At 70.1% G+C, this 18,484-nt stretch carries 18 protein-coding genes; 10 read left to right on the top strand and 8 right to left on the bottom strand.

The genetic code is table 11. The annotated features are described in order from the left end of the window. Positions 1 to 56: 56 nt before the first annotated feature. Positions 57 to 683, bottom strand: a complete 627-nt coding sequence (locus HF526_RS27355; protein WP_169384454.1) for a response regulator — start codon at positions 681 to 683, stop codon at positions 57 to 59. Between the two features lie 41 nt (positions 684 to 724). After that, positions 725 to 2,338 carry a PAS domain-containing sensor histidine kinase gene (locus tag HF526_RS27360; protein WP_169384455.1) on the bottom strand — a complete coding sequence of 538 codons (1,614 nt, stop codon included), beginning with the start codon at positions 2,336 to 2,338 and terminating at the stop codon, positions 725 to 727. Between the two features lie 782 nt (positions 2,339 to 3,120). Here HF526_RS27360 and HF526_RS27365 point away from each other — a divergent pair. From HF526_RS27365 to HF526_RS27405, 9 genes are all read left to right on the top strand, one after another. Continuing rightward, a complete protein-coding gene (locus HF526_RS27365; protein ID WP_169384456.1) occupies positions 3,121 to 4,752 on the top strand; it encodes a purine-cytosine permease family protein in 1,632 nt (543 codons plus the stop codon). Beyond that, a complete protein-coding gene (locus HF526_RS27370) occupies positions 4,752 to 5,096 on the top strand; it encodes a non-heme iron oxygenase ferredoxin subunit (RefSeq protein WP_169384457.1) in 345 nt (114 codons plus the stop codon). Before HF526_RS27365 ends, HF526_RS27370 begins: the two co-directional genes overlap by 1 nt. A 79-nt stretch (positions 5,097 to 5,175) precedes the next feature. Beyond that, positions 5,176 to 6,402 carry an aromatic ring-hydroxylating oxygenase subunit alpha gene (locus HF526_RS27375; RefSeq protein ID WP_169384458.1) on the top strand — a complete coding sequence of 409 codons (1,227 nt, stop codon included), beginning with the start codon at positions 5,176 to 5,178 and terminating at the stop codon, positions 6,400 to 6,402. Continuing rightward, positions 6,402 to 6,749, top strand: a complete 348-nt coding sequence (locus tag HF526_RS27380) for a hypothetical protein (protein ID WP_169384459.1) — start codon at positions 6,402 to 6,404, stop codon at positions 6,747 to 6,749. Before HF526_RS27375 ends, HF526_RS27380 begins: the two co-directional genes overlap by 1 nt. A 13-nt stretch (positions 6,750 to 6,762) precedes the next feature. After that, on the top strand, positions 6,763 to 7,518 hold the full coding sequence (locus tag HF526_RS27385) for an SDR family NAD(P)-dependent oxidoreductase (RefSeq protein WP_239029218.1): 756 nt from the start codon (positions 6,763 to 6,765) through the stop codon (positions 7,516 to 7,518). 22 nt (positions 7,519 to 7,540) lie between these two features. Next, complete coding sequence (locus tag HF526_RS27390; protein ID WP_169384461.1) at positions 7,541 to 8,479, top strand: 2Fe-2S iron-sulfur cluster-binding protein; 939 nt, start codon at positions 7,541 to 7,543, stop codon at positions 8,477 to 8,479. Positions 8,480 to 8,542: 63 nt separating this feature from the next. Then, positions 8,543 to 8,839: a Dabb family protein gene (locus HF526_RS27395; protein ID WP_169384462.1), complete on the top strand. Its 297-nt coding sequence runs from the start codon at positions 8,543 to 8,545 to the stop codon at positions 8,837 to 8,839. Continuing rightward, positions 8,839 to 9,765 carry a cyclase family protein gene (locus HF526_RS27400; protein ID WP_169384463.1) on the top strand — a complete coding sequence of 309 codons (927 nt, stop codon included), beginning with the start codon at positions 8,839 to 8,841 and terminating at the stop codon, positions 9,763 to 9,765. The genes HF526_RS27395 and HF526_RS27400 overlap by 1 nt, the downstream gene beginning before the upstream one ends. Positions 9,766 to 9,905: 140 nt before the next feature. Beyond that, positions 9,906 to 10,652, top strand: coding sequence for a DsbA family oxidoreductase (locus tag HF526_RS27405; RefSeq protein WP_338051787.1), 747 nt, complete (start codon positions 9,906 to 9,908; stop codon positions 10,650 to 10,652). Between the two features lie 224 nt (positions 10,653 to 10,876). On the opposite strand, the gene HF526_RS27410 is transcribed toward HF526_RS27405, so the two are convergent. Together HF526_RS27410 and HF526_RS27415 are read right to left on the bottom strand one after the other, a co-directional pair. After that, positions 10,877 to 11,701: an MBL fold metallo-hydrolase gene (locus HF526_RS27410; RefSeq protein WP_169384464.1), complete on the bottom strand. Its 825-nt coding sequence runs from the start codon at positions 11,699 to 11,701 to the stop codon at positions 10,877 to 10,879. Positions 11,702 to 12,075: 374 nt separating this feature from the next. Next, complete coding sequence (locus tag HF526_RS27415) at positions 12,076 to 12,792, bottom strand: SDR family NAD(P)-dependent oxidoreductase (RefSeq protein WP_169384465.1); 717 nt, start codon at positions 12,790 to 12,792, stop codon at positions 12,076 to 12,078. Between the two features lie 277 nt (positions 12,793 to 13,069). Here HF526_RS27415 and HF526_RS27420 point away from each other — a divergent pair, with 277 nt between their 5' ends. Beyond that, the gene (locus HF526_RS27420) at positions 13,070 to 13,843 is read left to right on the top strand and encodes a GDSL-type esterase/lipase family protein (protein WP_169384466.1); all 774 of its coding nucleotides are present in this window, start codon (positions 13,070 to 13,072) and stop codon (positions 13,841 to 13,843) included. Positions 13,844 to 13,881: 38 nt separating this feature from the next. Here HF526_RS27420 and HF526_RS27425 read toward each other — a convergent pair whose 3' ends face one another. From HF526_RS27425 to HF526_RS27440, 4 genes are all read right to left on the bottom strand, one after another. Beyond that, positions 13,882 to 14,466, bottom strand: a complete 585-nt coding sequence (locus HF526_RS27425) for an SRPBCC family protein (RefSeq protein ID WP_169384467.1) — start codon at positions 14,464 to 14,466, stop codon at positions 13,882 to 13,884. A gap of 33 nt (positions 14,467 to 14,499) precedes the next feature. Further along, the gene (locus HF526_RS27430; RefSeq protein ID WP_169384468.1) at positions 14,500 to 15,141 is read right to left on the bottom strand and encodes a hypothetical protein; all 642 of its coding nucleotides are present in this window, start codon (positions 15,139 to 15,141) and stop codon (positions 14,500 to 14,502) included. Next, entirely contained in the window at positions 15,138 to 16,826 is a 1,689-nt protein-coding gene (locus HF526_RS27435; protein WP_169384469.1) for an ABC transporter ATP-binding protein, read from the bottom strand. The genes HF526_RS27430 and HF526_RS27435 overlap by 4 nt, the downstream gene beginning before the upstream one ends. A 782-nt stretch (positions 16,827 to 17,608) precedes the next feature. Then, positions 17,609 to 18,187, bottom strand: coding sequence for a DUF2231 domain-containing protein (locus HF526_RS27440; RefSeq protein WP_169384470.1), 579 nt, complete (start codon positions 18,185 to 18,187; stop codon positions 17,609 to 17,611). Positions 18,188 to 18,484: the final 297 nt, after the last annotated feature.

Raw genomic sequence — 18,484 nt, forward strand, 5'->3', positions numbered from 1 at the left:
CCCGCACCCGCCGCCACCGGTCACGGTCGCCGGCCGGCGCTGCGACGATGGCCTTCCTATGTCAACAGCCCCAGCCGGTGCGCTCGTGCCACCGCAGCGGCGCGGTCGGAGACATCGAGCTTCACGTAGACGTGCTGCAGATGCGATTTCACGGTCGTCACGCCGACGAACAGCCGCTCGGCGATCTCCGGGGCGGACAGCCCTTCGGCGGTGAGCGCCAGTACCTCGGCCTCGCGCGGGGTGAGGACGGGCTCCGCCTTCTGCTGGCGGCGGCGGATCTCGGTGGCCAGAGCGGTCTGCAGCGCAGGAGGAATGACGCTGTGGCCCTGCGCCACCGAACGGATGGCATCGCAGAGTTCCGCCGCCGGTGACACCTTGGGCAGGTAGGCCCGGACCCCGGCTTCGATCGCCCGGTACACGGTGACGCTGTCGTCGAAGGCCGAGACGATGACGAACTGTGACCGCAGGCCTTCTTTCTCCGCGAGGAGGAGCACCTCGAGGCCGTCCATGTCCGGCAGCTGCAGATCGACGACCGCGACGTCGGGAGCCAGAGTCCGGATCGCGGTCAGCGTCTCCTTGCCGTCCCCGGCCTGGCCCACGACCTTCAGATCTCCGGCCGCGTCGATGGCGTTCGCGAGGCCGTCACGATAGACGGGATGGTCATCTGCGACGACCACGGTCACCGGCTCGCGAGCGATCCCGGGCGGCGGACCGGCCTGGAAGCTCATGACATGCCGCCTTGCAGCACACCGCCGAGGACACCCAGGAAGTGCTCGACGGCGAACGGTTTCGTGATGTAGCCGGCGGCGCCCGCTCGCAACAGCCGCTGCTCCTGCGCCGGGATCGCGTCCGCTGAGAGGATCACGACCGGGATGTCACGGGTTCGCCGTTCAGTCCGCAGCCGCGCGAGCACCTCCTCACCGTCGATGTCGGGAAGGTGCAGGTCGAGCAGGATCACGTCTGGTCGGTGCGACATCGCGAGCTCGACGCCGAGCCGCCCCTCCATCGCGGAGATCAACCGCGGCTCCCCCGCACGGTCCAGAACCTGCCGCACGAGTTCCAGGTTGGCCGCGTTGTCCTCGATGTAAAGGATCCGGCAGGCGCTGAGATCCAGGTCGGGGGCCCCGACCGGGAGGCAGTCTCCGGCGGCGGTCCGGTCGGCGCCCAGGTCGGTGTCCGGTCCCGAGGTGGTCGGGAGCTCGACGTAGAACACGCTCCCGCGGCCCTTCACGGTCCGCTCCACCCCGAGCGTCCCGCCCATCAATCCGATCATGCTGCGTGCGAGTGCCAAGCCGAGACCCGTTCCCTCGTCGGGCTGGGCGGGATTCGGTGACAGTCGTTCGAACGGCAGGAAGATCCGCTCGATGTCGGCGGAATCCATGCCCAGGCCGGTATCCATCACTCGGATCCTGGCCCGGTCCGCCGACGTCTCGATGGAGACCGTGACGAGCCCACCACGCCGGTTGTACTTCACCGCGTTCATCAGCAGGTTCAGCAGGACCTGCTTGAGCCGCTGGTAGTCGGCGAGCACGAAGGTGAACAGCCCTCCGTGGAAGTCGCGGGCGAGCTCTACGTCCCTCTCGGCGGCGAGCGGCCGAACCAGCTCTATCGCCTCGATGAGCGGAGCGCAGATGTCCACCGTCTCGATCGAGAAGCGCTGCTCCCCCGCCTCGATGCGGGAGATCTCGAGAACCTCGTTGATCAGCGACAGCAGGTGCGCACCCGCTTTCATGATCCGCTCCACCGAGCCCGCGGCCCCGGGCGGAAGCGACTCCAGCTGCAGGAGCTGCCCGAAGCCCAGGATGGAGTTCAGCGGCGTCCTGAGCTCGTGGCTCATCCGCGACAGGAAGTCGCTCTTCGCCCGGTTCGCGCGCTCCGCTTCGTCGCGGGCTTCGCGGACGGCCACCTCGGCCCGATTGCGCTCGCTGATGTCGGTCGAGATGCCGCCCACGCCGTAGAGCGATCCGTCCGCATCGAAGATCGGGAACTTCAACGACAGCCACATCCCCCAGCCCCCGTGTGCCTTCGGGATCGGCTCCTCGAACTCCATCGGCCTGCCGGACTCCTGAACGGCGTTGTCGTCGGCCCGGTAGATGGAGGCGATCGGCGCCGGCCAGAGGTCGAGATCCGTCTTGCCGATCGCGAGCTCCCGCCTGATGCCGAGCACCCGCTCGTAGTGGCGGTTGATGAACGTGTAGCGCCCGTCGATCCGCTTGAGGTACATGAGCGCGGTGACGTTGTCCGCCATGTTCTGGAGGCGCTTCTCGCTCTCGCGCAGGGCCCGCTCCGCGGCTTTCCCCGGCGGCTGGCCCGTCGGGTGCAGAACCAGCAACACCATTCTCCCGATCGGAGCCTTCGGCCCGGCGAGGCAATCCCCGGGACGACATTCCCGCGAAACCGGGAGTGAGCTCATCGAGACCGTCACGGCCACGGCGTCGTCGGCGAAGCAGCAGGCCGCCGCCATGGAACTGGGAGCCTCGTCGTGACGATGGGCCACCGCCCGGACAGCGTCCAGAACACCCTCATCGGGCAGCAGGAACGCGAGAGGAGCGTTGCGGAGGTCGCCAGGGGGACTCGTCGCCAGCGCACGAAGCGCGCGGTTCACGTCCCGGATCAGCAGCTCCCCACTCGGCCGCACCTCGGCTCGAATCGCAGCGACGGGAAGGTGCTCGAACACGAGGGCGTCCTCCCCCGCGCTTGCGGCGCCCGGAGCGATGGCGCCCGCACGCGCACGTCTGGTCAGCAGAGGCGGCACCACGTAGCTCTTCGGCACGGACGTCCCATCTCGCGTGAACTCGGCTTGCCCGGGCAGGTCCGGGGAGCGACCGGCCCGCCGCAGCGGATCGACGTGAGTCTGCGTTCCGGAACAGCAGGTGTCCAGCGTCAGAACAGCCGGCCGAACTGCAATTGAGGCACGGAGGCGGATCTCCTCCAGCAGTAGGAGGAGACGTCTCCTACTGCCGTCCGGCCGGTTCGAGGATGTGACCGGCGCCCTGCTTCACCCACAGTCGTGATGCACGCCACCAGGCGCACATCGAGCGGAGTTCAGGCGAATCGCCACGACCCGCCGAGCGCATCGACCCTCCCGCCCTTTCCCGCTCAAGCGTCTGAGGAGACCTCATGACGGAGCTCGCAAGCGACGCGTCGGCCGGCAAGCCGGCGCCCGCCGCCATCCCACCCCTCGACATCAGCTTCGTCGATGATCCGCGGGTCCAGAAGGAGGCCGCGGCCGAGGACTACTCGGTGCACGTCATGCCGCGGACGTGGCGCAGCGGCCGCACGTCCTTGCTGATGGCCTTCGGATCGATGTTCTCCGCCATGTTCTGGCTCTACGTGGCGGCGACCGTCGCGGCCGTCGCCGGAACCGTGAACGCCGTCATCGGCATCGTCCTGACGGGCCTCACGAAGGGCGCGATGAACTTCGTGCTGTCCCGCTACGCGAGCCGTTCCGGCCTGACGGTGGCGTTGCTGTCCCGCCGGATCTTCGGCTACGCGGGGTCGATCCTCGCGCCGCTCATCTTCGCCGCCACGGCCCTCTACTACGGGGTCTTCGAAGGCTCCATCGTCGCCGTGGCACTGCAGAGCTTCGTCGGAGGCGGGGACATCCGGCTCTGGTACCTGCTGGTCGTCGCCTACAGCGTGCCGTTGATCCTCGGCGGCGTCCGCACCTGGCTCGACAAGCTCAACGGCGTCCTGCTGCCCTTCTACGTGGCCGGGCTGATCGCGCTGGTCGCCGTCGCGTCGAGCAGCCACCCGGCCTCCATCGCCCTTCCCGACATGCACACCGACCTCGCCGGGCCGGGATGGCTGTGGGCCTTCAGCGTGTACATGGGCGTGTACATCCTGATGATGTACACGGTCGACTTCGCCCGCTTCGGCAAGGCGAAGGACGAGACCTTCCACGGCATCGTCACCTTCGGCCCCGTCTTCTACCTGCTCACCTACCTGGGAACCGGACTCGTCGGCATCTTCCTCACGGCCACGATCCCAGGCGTCCTCGGAACGGCCGGCATCACCGAGACCGGAATCGTCGAGGCCGTGATCGGCACGTTGGGGCTCGCCGGTCTGCTGCTGATCGTCATCAGCCAGACCCGCATCAACAGCGCCAACCTCTACCTGGCCTCGACCAACCTCGAGGCGCTCACCTCGCGGGTGTTCCGCGTCCGGCTACCGCGGATCGTGTGGGCCGTCGTCGCGGGTGTCCTCGTGTACGCGCTGATGCTCACCGACGTCCTCTCCTACCTGCTGCGCGCGCTGAGCTGGCAGGGCGTGTTCGTCGTGGCCTGGGTGGCGATCGCGCTGACGCACATCGCGCTCCACCGGCGGACGGAGGGGGCCGCCCCGGAGTTCCGGCCCGGCCGGCTTCGCCGGGTCACGCCCGCGGCCGCGGTCTGGGTGGTCGTCTCGCTGATCGGCATCCTGCTCGTCGAGCTCACCGGGCCCTTCGGAGCGACCTGGTCCGCGCCGATCACCTTCATCCTCAGCGCCGCCGGCTACGCCCTCGTGTACCGGTTCGACGCCCTCCTGCACCGCCCCTCCGACCCTCGAGCCGAGGTCGCGGACGCGTGGGAAGCTCGCATCAGGTGTCACGTCTGCGACCGCTCGTACACCGCCGTCGAGATGGACCGCGACCCCTCGGCGGGCCACGAGGCGATCTGCGCCGGCTGCGCCACGGCCAGCCCGTCCTTCTACCGGGCCGCCCGCATCGAGGCCGCATCCACGCACATCCCGACCCCGCAGCAGGCCGTCTGATGACCCCGCTCTGCCGCATCACCGACATCCCCGGCTCCGGGCTGCTCCCGGTCACGGTCGACGGGCTTCCCGATCTGCTCGTCTGCCGGTTCGGCGACGAGGTCCACGTCGTCGCGAACCTCTGCAGCCACGGCGCCTCGGAGTTGTCCGACGGCCGGCTGATCGGCTGCGAGGTCGAGTGCGAGCTCCACCGGGGCCGCTTCGACGTCAGGACCGGCAAGGCGACCCGCAGGCCGGCCAAGAAACCGATCGCCACCTACCCGGTCCAGGTCGAGGAGGGGGTCGTCCTCCTCGCCGATCACGCCGCCGAGGCCCGGATGGACCCGCGCCCGGCCCGTCACTGACGCCCGGTGCCCGGGGTCCGGGCCCCGGGAGCCGATCCATCGATCCCGAACGATCGCGAACCGAGAGAAGGAGACGTCCATGACGGACCTCGATGACCGTCCGCGCGTGGTCCCGCCCACCGGACCCGAGGTCGACCACGCCACCCGCCGCTGGGCGGAACGGTTCCCGGAGCTGGGGACGGAGCCGATCTCGACCGACCGATTCATCTCCCCGGAGTTCTTCGAGCGCGAGCGCGAACTGGTCTTCCGCCGGTCCTGGCTCAACGTCGGCACGGTGCGGGACTTCCCGTCGGACGCCGGCTTCTTCGTGCGCGACATCGAGGTCCTGGGTGTCTCGCTGCTGATCGTCCGCAGCCGTGACGGCCGGATCCAGGCCTACCACAACGTCTGCGCCCACCGCGGCAACAAGCTGATCTGGGAGAAGGACGGTCCGTGCCCGCGGATGTTCTCCTGCCGCTTCCACGGCTGGGGGTACGGAGCGAACGACGGGGTGCTCGAGTTCGTGCCCGACGAGGGGCAGTTCTACTTCCCCGACCGCCGCGAGTGGAGCCTGACGCCGGTCACGACGGACACGTGGAACGGCTTCATCTTCGTGCACATGATGAAGGAGCCGCCGCAGACCCTGCGGGAGTACCTGGGCCCGCTGGCGGAACGGCTCGACGACTTCCCGTTCGCGAAGCTCTCCCTGCAGTACCGCTACGACGTCCCGGAGCGGAACAACTGGAAGATCGCGCTCGACGCGCAGAACGAGATCTACCACGTTCCGATGCTCGCGCCGCTGCACCGGTTCCTCTCCGGCGGCGCGTTCCACACCAACGACGAGGGCTACACCCGGATCGCGGACTTCCAGCGGCTGGGCCTGCACTCGGTCTACACGTCGGAGTCCGACCCCGACTTCGAGGACACCGCCAGCGGCACGGCACACGCGGCCGCGCACCCGGCGTTCGGCGAGCTGATCCTGCCGATGGACACCCCGTTCTCGTTCCACGTGGTGTTCCCGAACCTGGTGATCGCCTTCTTCAACAACTCGATGTTCACCTACAACATCTGGCCGCACGCGGTGGACCAGACCGTGTGGGAGATCCGGCTGCACTACCCCGAGCCGGCCAACCTCGGTGAGCGGGTGCTCGTCGAGCAGGCCAAGTGCCGTTTCCGTGACCTGCTGTGCGAGGACCAGGCGGGACACCAGGCCCTGCACGTCGGACTGCGCTCCGGCGCCCGCGACGACTTCGTGCTCGGCGAGCAGGAGGTCCAGATCCGCGCGTTCCACACGACACTCGACGACGTCATGCAGCGAGGTGCCTGATGACCGCATCCACCACGTCCGCCACGATGCCCGCCGGCTTCGCCGATCTCGAGCGGTTCGCCGAGTGGGTCCTGCCGAACGAGGCCGCGAGGATCGAGGCGCGGCTGACCCGGCCCTACGCCGAGTCGAAGACGTTCTACGACACCATGCTGGCCGAGGTCCCGCGGATCATGCCGCACCTGCTCGGGCGGACGTCCGAGCAGGCCGACGACGCGGACCGCAACCTGCTGGCACTCACCCTGGCGTACATCGAGATCGCGAACGCGGTCGAGATCTACGGCGAGAGCGAGGTCCCGGACGGAGCGGACCTGCGCCTGTTCGTCTCGGTGCTCGACAGCCATGGCTGAGGCAGCGCAGGACATGAGATCGGCGATCGTCACCGGGGGCGGCTCGGGCATCGGCCGGGCGGCGGCGCTCGCGCTCGCCGCCGACGGCCTGGCCGTCACCGTGGCCGACGCCGACCTCGACGCGGCCAAGGCGGTCGTGGCCGACATCGAGCAGCGCGGACACACCGCCCGGGCCGCGCTCGTCGACGTCACCAGCCGAGAGGCACTCGCCGAGGCCGTGGCGTCGACCGTGAGCGCCTTCGGGCCGCTCGTCGCCGGGGTCAACAGCGCCGGCATCCAGGGCGATCTCGCGCCGGTGACCGAGTGCACCCAGGAGAACTGGCAGCGCACGCTCGCGGTGAACCTCACCGGCACCTTCCTGGCCATGCAGGCCGAGATCGAGGCCATGCTGCACAGCGGTGGCGGCGCCATCGTCAACCTCGCCTCCAATTTCGGGCTGGTGGGGAAGCCGCGCATCCCCGCCTACTGCGCCAGCAAGCACGGCGTCGTCGGGCTGACCAAGGCCGCGGCCCTGGACTACGCATCCCACGGAATCCGGGTCAACGCGGTCTGCCCGGGCCCCGTGGACACCCCGCTGCTGACGCGCATCGCCGAGGAGGCCGGGCCCCGGGGCACGGCCATGCGGGCCGAGGTCGAGGCCAGCGTCCCGCTGGGCCGGATCGGCCGCCCGGACGAGGTCGGCCGCGCGATCGCCTTCCTGTGCTCCGACGCCGCCTCGTTCGTCACGGGAACCGCCATGCCGGTCGACGGCGGCTTCGTCGTCGGCTAGCGCGCTCCGAGAAAGGAAACCCGTGAGCGACACCTACGAGCTTCTCGTCGACGGGCTCCAGCAGGTCGCGGACGAGGTCGTCGCCGTGACGCTCGTCGACCCCGACGGTGCCCTGCTACCGGCGTGGAAACCCGGGGCCCACGTCGAGGTCGTGCTGGGCGAGCACGTCCGGCACTACTCCCTGTGCGGTTCCCCTGCGGAACGGGGCCGGTACCGCCTGGGCGTGCTGCGGGAACCGGCCGGCCACGGTGGCTCGGAGTACGTGCACACGAGGCTCCGGGTCGGCGACCGTCTCACGGTCGGCGAGCCGCGCAACCAGTTCCCGGTGGTGACGGGCGACCGGTACGTGTTCATCGCCGGGGGCATCGGGATCACTCCCCTGCTCCCGATGATCGCCCAGGTCGACCGGGCCGGGTTTCCCTGGCGGTTGCTGTACGGCGGGCGGCGGCTGTCGGCCATGGCGTTCCGTCCGGAACTCGAACGCTACGGCGACCGCGTGCGGTTCTGGCCGCAGGACGTGCACGGGCACCCCGACCTCGCGTCCTGGATGGACGTCGCGCCCGGCACGAGGATCTACGCCTGCGGTCCCGAGCCCCTGCTCGAAGCGGTGCAGCGGCGGGGCAGGTTGCTCGGCGGCAGCACCGTCCACATCGAACGATTCGCCCCGCGCGTGGACACCTCGGCAGGCCCGCACCGGGAGTTCGAACTCGTCTGCACCGCGTCGGAACGGACGCTGACCGTCGGCGCGGACGAATCGATGCTCGACGCGATGATCCGGGCCGGCATCGACGTGAACCACGACTGCCGCCAGGGCACCTGTGGCACGTGCGAGCTCGACCTGATCGACGGGGCCGCCGTGCACCTCGACTCGGTCGTCGACCCGGACGACCCCGAACGCGATGCCGTGATCTTCCCCTGCGTCTCGCGCGCGCGGGACGCGCGACTCGTCGTCGACATCTGACCCAGATCCCACGATGCCGCGGCGGCCGCTGCGGCGAATCTCCGAATGGAAAGGCAGTACACGATGATTCGCCATGTATTCCTCTGGCAGGCTGCGCCAGGGGCGTCCAACGACACGATCCTCGACATGCTCACCCAGCTGTCCAAGGAGATGGACTTCATCGTCGAGTGGTCCCTGGGTGCCCACGAGGGCGCGCCGAACGACAACGGGCAGCCGTGGGACGGCGCTCTCATCACCGACTTCCGCACCTGGGACGACCTCGAGCGCTACTCGACCGACCCGGTCCACGCCGAGCTGGTGGACACGCTCCTGCCGATGGTGACCGGTCGCGCCGTCGTCGACTTCGAGGTCGACGCCTGATGGCCCCGATCGCCGACATCAAGGTCGCCACCAGCCCCTACGGACCGGACGACCAGCTCGGAGCGCTCAACCTGATGACCGCCGGGTCGCAGGCCGCCATCATGTCGCGCGCCGACGCGTCGACCGTCTACGACCTGAGCGTCGACTACTTCGTCGGGATGCCGAGCTTCCAGGCCGCCGGCGACCCCTCCTACCAGATCTTCATGAGCCACACCCCCGACGGCACCGTCGTGGACAACCTCAACGGCGCGGGCGCCGAGGTGAACCAGCGGGTCTGCTACTCCGGCGACGTCGTGTTCATGTACACCCACACCGGCACGCACATCGACGCGCTGAACCATTTCGGAGTCGACGGCAAGATCTACAACAACTTCAGTGCCGCCGAGAACCTCGGCAGCCGGCACTGGACCAAGGGCGGAGTCGAGCAGATCCCGCCGATCGTCGCCCGCGGCGTGCTGATCGACGTGGCCGACCTGCACGGCGTCCCCTGCCTGCCGGACTCCTACGCCATCACCGTGGAGGACCTCCAGAAGGCCCTCGAGAAGGCCGGCCTCGCGCTGCGCAGCGGCGACGTGGCGCTGGTGCGGACCGGGCGGATGAGACATTGGCCCGACGGCTCCAAGGTGCTCGGCGCCCCTCCCGGGCTCGGCCTGGACGCCTGCCGCTGGCTCACCGCTCAGAGCATCATCGCGGTCGCGTCGGACCAGGAGTGCGTCGAGGTCGGCCCTTCGCAGCACGAGGACAACTGGCTGCCCGGCCACTGCCACTTCCTCGCCGAGGCGGGCGTGCCGATGATCGAGCTGGTCAACCTCGAGGAGCTGTCCAGGGACCGGGTCACCGAGCTCTGCTTCCTCGCGGCTCCCATCCGCCTGCGTGGCGCCTCGGGCGCACCGGTGCGGCCCATGGCGATGGCGCTGCGGGACTGACCGGACCGGGTCGGCGGCAGGGCATCGCCGGCCGCATTCGTCGCGGATCGGCGAGGTGCTCTGCTGCCGACCTCGGGCCCGCTGTTCGACGACGTTCGGGCATTGCTGCGGCTCATGCCACGACAGATGCAGGAGACCACGTGACCACCAGCAGGACGTCCCCGCTGACATCGTCCTACGGCGAGGACCTGATGAACCAGGACCGCACCACCGTCACGGTGTGGTCCGACATCGGCTGCCCGTGGGCGACCCTTGCTCTGGCGATACTGCGCCGGCGCGCGGATCAGCGCGGTCAGGCACTGCTCATCGACCACCGTGCGTTCCCGCTGGAACTGTTCAACCGTCGTCCCACACCGAAGCCCATTGTGGATGCCGAGGTCGTCGCGATCGCAGGCTGCCGCCCAGAACTCGGTTGGAAGCCGTGGACCGCCCCCGACCACACCTATGCCGTCACGACGTTGCCGGCGATGGAGGCGGTCCAGGCGTGCAAGGATCCGGAGATCGGAGGTCTCCGAGGCAGCGATGAGTTCGATTCGGCGTTGCGGAAGGCCTTCTACGTCGACGGCCGGTGCATCAGCGTGCACGCCGTCATCCTTGACGTGGCACAGCGGTGTGAACACGTCGACGCGGATCGACTGGAGTCGGCACTGGCTCAGGGGATCGGCCGGCGTGACGTTTTCGACCAGTGGCGGATCGCGCAGCGACCCGAGATCGAGGGCAGCCCACAGATCTTCACCGCATACGGCGCTTTCCACAACCCTGGCGCGGCCTACCACTGGACAGCTGCCCCACCTGCCGGCTTTCCCCGCTTGGAGTCTTACACCCTGGACTGGGCCGAGGGACTACTCGAGGTCATGGCTCATGGTGACAACGCCTCAGGCCTGTGAACGCCGAGACCGGCGCCGGTCGCGGGGATCGGGCAGCGCAGCGCCCCTGCACGGCTGTTCAGCCTTGTTGTCTTCGGACCGAGCCTGACCGACGGCGTCGCCGCCGGCCTCACCACGTGCTACGACATCCGTTTCCCCGGCCTTTCCAGGAACTCGGTGAACAGCACCATCAAACCGGCCGGCTGACCCAGGGGTCGCGGCCGCGGCGCCGCGGCCCCTGGCCGCTACGACGCGCTGGAGCGGAAGGTGGGAACGACCCACCTGCCCGGGCCCGCCATTCGCAGGAGCTGCGAAAGCCCGGCGTCGTCGAACGCCTCGACGATGCGGTCGGGTCCTTCGCTGAAGTGCGCCCAGCTGTCGTAGTGCGCCGGCACGACCAGCGGTGCCCCGAGCACGGCGGCAGCCGCGGTGGCCCGCTCGCTGGTCAGCGTCAACGGGCGACCGCGCTCTTTGGTCGGCACGCGAGCAGCCCCGACGAACAGTACGGCCACGTCGATCGGGCCGGCACGCTCGGCCACCTCGTCCACCACGGCGATCGAGGCGTTGTCGCCGCTGATGTACACCGTCGGAACACCGTCGGCGGACAGAACGAAACCGGTGACTTCGCAGTTGACGTGACCGTCCTCGTCACGGGCACCGTCGGCGGGCCCGTGCATCGCCGGCACCGCGCGGATCGTGAGGTCACCGGCCCGGTCGCCGCGGGGCCGGCTCATCGGCTCCCAGGCCCTCAGCGGGGTGGCCGGCGGACCGAGGCGGTCGGCGCTGCGCGGACCGGTCACGAGCAACGGCGCGGCGAGCGCGAATGCCCGGCCACGATCGTCCAGGTTGTCCGGATGCAGGTCGTGGCTGACCAGGACCGCGTCGACCGGCCCCAACTCGGCTTCGGGCACCGCCGGCCCACGCAGCTTGGTCAGATAGCCCTTGTCTCCGGGCGGGTCGAAGGTCGGGTCCACCACGAGCCTCAATCCCGCGATGTCGACCACGGTCGTGGGCCCACCGAGGACGCCGATTGCGAACCCGAGGCGCTCGGCGCCGACTCGCTGCGTCACGATCACCACCTCCGTCCTCGGTCGACACCACGGAATCGGCCCCACCCGCTCCCCCGCGGCCGGGTCCCGCACGGCGCCCGACCGCAGCGCCCGGCGCCCACGCTTCCTCGGCGGCGGGCCGGTCTCCCAGGGTCTTTCGACCTCGGCACCTCAGCCGACGAGATTCGCCACGTGTCCGGATCGATGCGAAAAGATCGATTGCCGCAAGTCCGGCAGCCCAGGCGGGAATCGGGGTCTACGAACGCGGCCCGGACGGACTGCCGGCTGCGGCCCGCGGCTACGACGACGTCCAAGCATCCACCGGGCACCCTGAGGCCACCCTGAGGCGCAGAAGCCCCGGCGCCGTGCCATCGGGCCACTCGCCGGGCGCCTGGTCAGTGGCCGGCGATCTGGCCGCCGTCGATGTGCAGGATCTCGCCGGTGATGAACGGCGACGACTCCAGGAACAGGACGCCGTCGACGATGTCGCTGACCTGGCCCACATGCCCGACCGGGGGGAGCCGCGCGCCGAGCCCGACGTAGCTCTCCGGCGGCTGCACCGGCGTCTGGATGATGCCCGGCGAGACAGCGTTGACCCGGATGCCCCGGGAGGCGTACTCGATGGCCAGTGCCTTGGTTGCTGAGGCGAGGCCGCCCTTGGTGAGTGAGGTCAGCACGGATGGCGTGCTGGAGTTGGCGTAGTCGGCGAGGGTGGTGGTGATGTTGATGACGTGGCCGCCACCTCGCTTCACCATCTCGGCGATGGCGCGCTGTGTCAGCCAGAAGAATCCGGTGAGGTTGACGGCGACAACAGCTGCGTAGTCGTGAGCGGTGTAGGCGGTGAACGGCTTGGAGATGAAGACACCGGCGTTGTTGACGAGGGTGTCGATGCGACCGAAGCTCACGAGTGCCCCGCTGATGATCCGGTCGGCGGTGGCGGGCTCGGACACGTCCCCATCAACGGTGAGCACGGCCGGGTCTCCCGCGGGCTTGATCGTCCGGGAGGCTGCAACGACCGCCCAGCCCCGCCGCCGGTACTCGGTGACGAGGCCGGCGCCGATGCCCTGAGAACCTCCGGTGATGATGGCGACCCTCTGGTCCTTCTCCCTCATGGCCTTTCCCGTCGTCAGCTACCGGGACCGCAGCAAGTGTCCCTGCCCTGTCGGCATCGAGGCGAGGACTTCCTCGAGCTGGGCGCCATCGTCGGTGGCGCCCAGGCCGTGCGTCCGCCGGTCGCTTGGCGGCGAGCGGCGAGCGGCGGGGTCGCGGTGGTCGACCGCGCTGTCGGCGCCCAGCATCTGATCGGCATGATCGGTGCGACGCCCGCCGCCCGCGATCGCCACGACGCGCGCCCGCGGCTTTGTGAGTCCTCGGTGAGAAGGAGTTCGAGTGCACCCGTACCGCAGCTTCGTCGCGATTGGTGACAGCTTCACCGAGGGTGTCGGTGACGAGCTGCCCGATGGCACCGTCCGGGGTTGGGCCGACCTGGTCGCCCGCGGTCTGCAGGCTGCGACGGAGGAGCGGGTGCGCTACGCGAACCTCGCGATCCGCGGCCGCCTGCTCGCCCCGATCGTCGGGGAGCAGCTGCCCGCTGCTCTCGAACTGGGCCCGGACCTGCTGAGCCTCAACGGCGGAGGCAACGACGTCCTGCGACCGCGCGTCACCGTCGACGGGCTGTCGGAGAGCATGCGCCTCGCCGCTGCGCACGCCCTCGAGAGCGGGGTCCACGTGCTCATGCCCACCGGTGTCGACCCGACCGCACGCCTGCCGCTGGGCAGGGCCATCCGACGGCGCGGCGCTGCCCTCGCCGAGGCGGTGCGGAGCTGGGCGGCGCAGCAGCCGGGAGTCACCTTCGTGGACAACTGGAACGACGAACAGCTCCAGGACCCGCGCTGCTGGGCGCCGGACCGGCTCCACCTCAGCGTGACCGGTCACCGCCGGGTGGCCGAGAACACGTTGCGCACGCTCGGGATCGGGGTGCCGGACGCGCTGCTGCAGATCTCCGGCGCAACCGGCACGCCGTCCAGCGATGGGCTGCGCTACTACACGCAGTACGTCCTGCCGTGGGTGGGCCGCCGGTTGCGTGGGCGCTCCTCGGGCGACGGCCGGGTGCCGAAGCAGGCCACGCTGGCTCCGGTGCCACAAGGGGCCGTGCGCAGCTGACGGCGGATACCCGGATCGGACGACGACCCGGCGTGTCGTCAGCGGCGCTCGAGACACGCCTTCAGCGCGGTGAGGGCCGCGACGTCTCCGCGCAACTGGTTGATGATCATCCTGTTGCTCGCCGGTCGCGCGAGGTCACGGGGCTGCAGGTCGAGGACGAATCGTATGGTGGTGCTGCCTGGACGCGCTTCGGTCAGCCGGAAGCTGCCAGTGGGCCGAACCGGGCCGGCGATGACCTCGAAATCCAGGCGGTGCGGTGGCGAGAATGCGGTGACCCGGTAGTCGCCGGCGACGGGGCGCCCAACCGGGCCCCGAAGCAGCTGCCGGTAGATGGCGCCTTGACCGGTCTGTGAGGAGATTCGGCAGGCCACCATCACGTGCCTGCGCCATTGAGGGTTCTTGTTGCCGTCGGCAACGTGGTCGAAAACCGCCTCGATCGGCCGATCGATAATGATCGATCGCTCGGCATGAGCCATGGTCAGACTCCGTCCATCACGCGCAGCACAGCCCGGACGTCCACGGCTCCAGCGTCCGCCCCGGTTCTTGGAGAATCCTCGGACCACGGCGCCTGCAGCGGTGTCGTGCCGGGCTCCGGGACGGCCCGCGATGTCCACGATCACCACCGACGGACGATCGTTCGCCGTCGCGGCGCTGGATCAGGTTCCGGGTGGGTGCGGCCGTGGCAGCGGCTGCTGGCTGAAGCTGTTCGTCCACACGGCGTGCGCGCCGGCATCGCCGACCCGGTAGCACTGCACGGTTGCCCCGATGCCTGCGGCAAGGGCTGCGACCATCGTGACACCGGCGATCACGGTCGTCGGCGTGGAACGCCGGCCGGCGGGGGCCGTGGTCGCCCGAGCGAGCGTCCGGGTGTGCGCCCTGCCGGGCGCGGTCGCCGCCGGCGGCCCGGTCTCCGCGCGAGCGTTGTCCACTCCACGGCCGGTGGGGTCATTGTCGACGTCGGTGCAGGGGGAGGGCAGGAAGCGTTGGCCCCACACGGCGATGGCCACGGCGGCCAGCCCGATGGCCCAGGGCAGCATCTCGTCCCCGAGGCGGGCGTGCGCGAGTACCAGCGGCGTGATGGGGACCCGCTCGATCAGCCATCCCCCGGCGTTGATCGTCAGTTGCACGGCCACCAGCGTGACCACGGCCAGCGCCGGGACCGCGACCCCGAGTCTGCGCCGGGCCGTCGGCCAGAACGCGGTGGCCACGACGAGCAGCGAGGTCAGGGGCACCAGGACGACCACGGCGTGGATGAGCAGGACGTGGGCGGGCAGGCCGTTGATCTCGGTCGGGATCATGAGCGGGCCTCCTGGGAGTGGACGGCTTGGGGGCTCGGTGCGATGGATGCCGCGCGGCCGTGCTCGAGGTGAACCGTGTGGTCGGCCAGCGCGGCGACGCGCGGATCGTGGCTGATCAGCAGCGTGGTGCGGCCGGCGGTCACCGACCGCAGCAGGACGAGCAGGCCGTCGCGGGCCCGGTCGTCCAGGCCGGTGGTGGGCTCGTCGAGGATCAGGATCGGGGCGTCCCGGAGCAGGGCCCGGGCGAGCGCGATGCGCTGGCGCTGCCCGCCGGAGAGCTGCCGGCCCCGCGGCCCGACCCGGGTGGCGTACCCCGCGGGCAGTGAGGCGATGAACTCGTGGGCGCCGGCGCCCCGCGCCGCTGTCTCGATCTCGTCCGGGCCGGCGTCCAGCCTCCCGGCCCGGATGTTGTCGCTGATCGAGGCGTCGAAGAGCAGGGTCTCCTGCAGGACGACGGCCATCTGTGCGCGGACCACCGCCGGATCGAGGTCGCGGACGTCGCGGCCGTCGATCCGGACGACCCCACCGGTCGGGTCGTCGAAGCGCAGCAGGAGCCGCACCAGGGTGGACTTCCCCGATCCACTCGGACCGACCACGGCCATGCTGCCGCCGGGTGCGATCCGGAAACTGACGTCGGTGAGGACGTCGGTGTCGCGCAACGGGTAGCGGAACCGGACCTGGTCGAACTCGATCTGTGTTCCGCGGTGACGGTGCGGGACCGGGCGATGGGCGTCGCGGTGGTGCCGGGTGGTGCGGCTCGCGGTGGGGGCCGTCGGCGTGGCATGGGGTTCCTCGTCGAGCAGCTCGATGATGCGTTCGGCCCCGGCGGCCGCAGCGAAGATCGAGTTCGACAGGCCGCCGAGGCTGTGGGCGGGGGTGTACAGCTGGCTCAGGTACACCAGGAAGACCAGCAGCCCGCCGAGGGTGAGCCCTCCCCTGACGAGCTGGAGCAGGCCGAAGCCCAGGATCAGCAGGATCCCGCCGACCTCCAGCAGGTCGGTGAGCGAGGCGAACATCGCGCGCAGCCGGGTGGCGAGCAATTCCGCGCGCCGGGTCGCGCGACTCTGCTCGCCGAACCGGGCGATCTGCTCGTGCTGCAGGCCGTAGGCCTGTACCAGCGCCATGTTCCCGAGAGACTCCTCGGTGGCCGAGGCGATCGAGCCGCTGCTCCTGCGGACCTCGCGGGCCGCGCGCCTGCCGCGGGTGGCGAACAGGCGGGCGAGCAACCCGAACAGCGGCAGCGCGACCAGGGCCACCAGCGACAGCTGCCAATTCAGGAAGAACAGTACGCCGGTGAACAGAAATATCTTGAATATGTCGGCCAGCGCCTGGGTCGACCCGCTCAGCATGAGATCCTCGATCGCGGCGATGTCCCCGGTCAGGCGGTTGACGAGATCACCCGGCGATCGGCGTTCGAAGTGACTCAGCGGCAGGGACTGCAGATGCGCAAAAACGCGCATCCGTATGCGATGCAGAAAATGCTCGGCCACCCAGGCGGCCAGATACTCGTCGGCGAAGGTGACCAGGCCCAGCCCGACGGTGAGGGCGGCGTAGGCCGCCGCGACGGGGACGAACAACCCGGGGTCGGGCGGGGTGAGCACATCGTCAATCAGGATCTTGAACAGCCAGATGACCGCCGTGTCCAGGACCTGGGCGAGCAGGATCAGGACCAGGCCGAGCAGCATCAACCACCGGTACGGCCTGGCTTCCGGCCAGAAACGACCGACGATGCGCCGGATGGCGACTCCGGGCGCCTCTCTGACCAGCAACTCTGCCGCACTCGGCCATGACGGGTCATCCCCGTCGACAGGTTGGCCGGGCAGCCGTGTGGGGTCGGGCTCTGGCATCGCGTGCCGCCGCCTCTCGACGCCGTCCAGCGAGGGACGACGACCCCGTCGTCGACGAAGCCGCCGTCCCCGCCGTGCGTCCAGCCCTTAGTAGCGGTGCCCACGGTGGTGGTGCCTACGGTGGCGACGGTGGTGGTGCCGCCTCCCGTCGCCTCGGAACCAGCTGAACATTTCGCTCGAGCGTCCCATTTCACTGTCCCTCCTCGGGAGGCACCCCCCGGCGCCTCCCGCGGCAAAAGTAGATTGCAACGGAGAGATCAAGTCAAGGGACTTCCGCCATTTTTATCGACCATTTTTCTCATTGTCGATCGGGGACAGCAGGGTATTGTCCGAGCCGTGCCGGTTCGGTTCTTTCGGTACCGTCTACATTGCGGCTACTGTTCTGAAAACTTCTGCGCCGGTGATCGTCTCGGGCCGGTCCGGCCGGGCTCGGGCGTGATCATGGGCTGCGCCCCGCGGCCGTCCACGCGAAGGGCGATCATCGGTCCGTCGCTCCTCATCCTCGTCGATGGTTCCGCGACCCAGTCTCGGCGCCGATTCTTGGTGTTTTCTCAGAGGCCGCGCGACGCACGTGCTCGGTGATCGCGGCGTCCCGCCGCAGCCGCGCGCGGCCTGTGCGATCAGTCGCCGGCGCCCGGGCGGTGCGGTGGAGCCTGCTGGACGTACTGCATGCCGCCCCAGGCGGCGCGGGCGCCGGAATCGCCGATCCGGACGACCTGGACCGCGGTGACGACGGCGAGCAGCACGGTGATCACCGACAGCGCCGCCGCCGCGGGCCGGATCCAGGTGGGGGTGCGGGCGGGGGCGGCCATGGTGCCCGGGCCGGACGGGGCCGCGGCCTGCTGCCGGTCGCCGTCGATCAGGCTTGGCCGGGTGGTGTGGCGGTCGAGCAGCATGAGCCCGGCCACCGCGACGAGCAGCAGGGCGGCGAAGGGCAGCAGTTGGTCGCCGAGGTGGGTGTGGGCGGACAACAGGGCGGTGCGCGGGAGGTGGCGCTCCAGGCCCTCGCCGCTGCTGGTGGCGATCGGGATGCTCGCAGTGCCGACCGCGGCCACCGCGACGACCAGCCACCCGTGGCGGCGGCGGGCGGCCGGCCAGAGCGCGATCAGGACAGCTCCGAGCACGGCCAGCGGTACGAGGACGACCACGGCGTGCACGACGAGCACGTGCACGGGCAGGCCGGAGAAGAACGTGGGCACGGTACGGCGGGACCTTCCGTCGAGGGGACCCTGCTGCGGCCGGGCACTCGGGGAGGCGGCCGGTGCCGGGTCGTGGACGGCTCCGACGATGCCCGCGAAGACTCAGAGATTCCTTGGAGGATTCCGGTCGGGGGTTCCGCGCAGCGGTTCAGGAGGCCCCGGAGGACACCTGGGGCCGGGCGTGGTGAACGGGGGTGGGCGCGACGACGGGTGGCTCGGGGGCGGCGTGGAGAGGGACCGACATCACCCGTCGGGGTGAGCCGGACACGTGCGCGGCCCGGGGGGCCGGGACAGGTG

This window comes from Pseudonocardia acidicola (assembly GCF_012911935.1).
In the GTDB taxonomy this organism is placed as follows: domain Bacteria; phylum Actinomycetota; class Actinomycetes; order Mycobacteriales; family Pseudonocardiaceae; genus Pseudonocardia; species Pseudonocardia acidicola.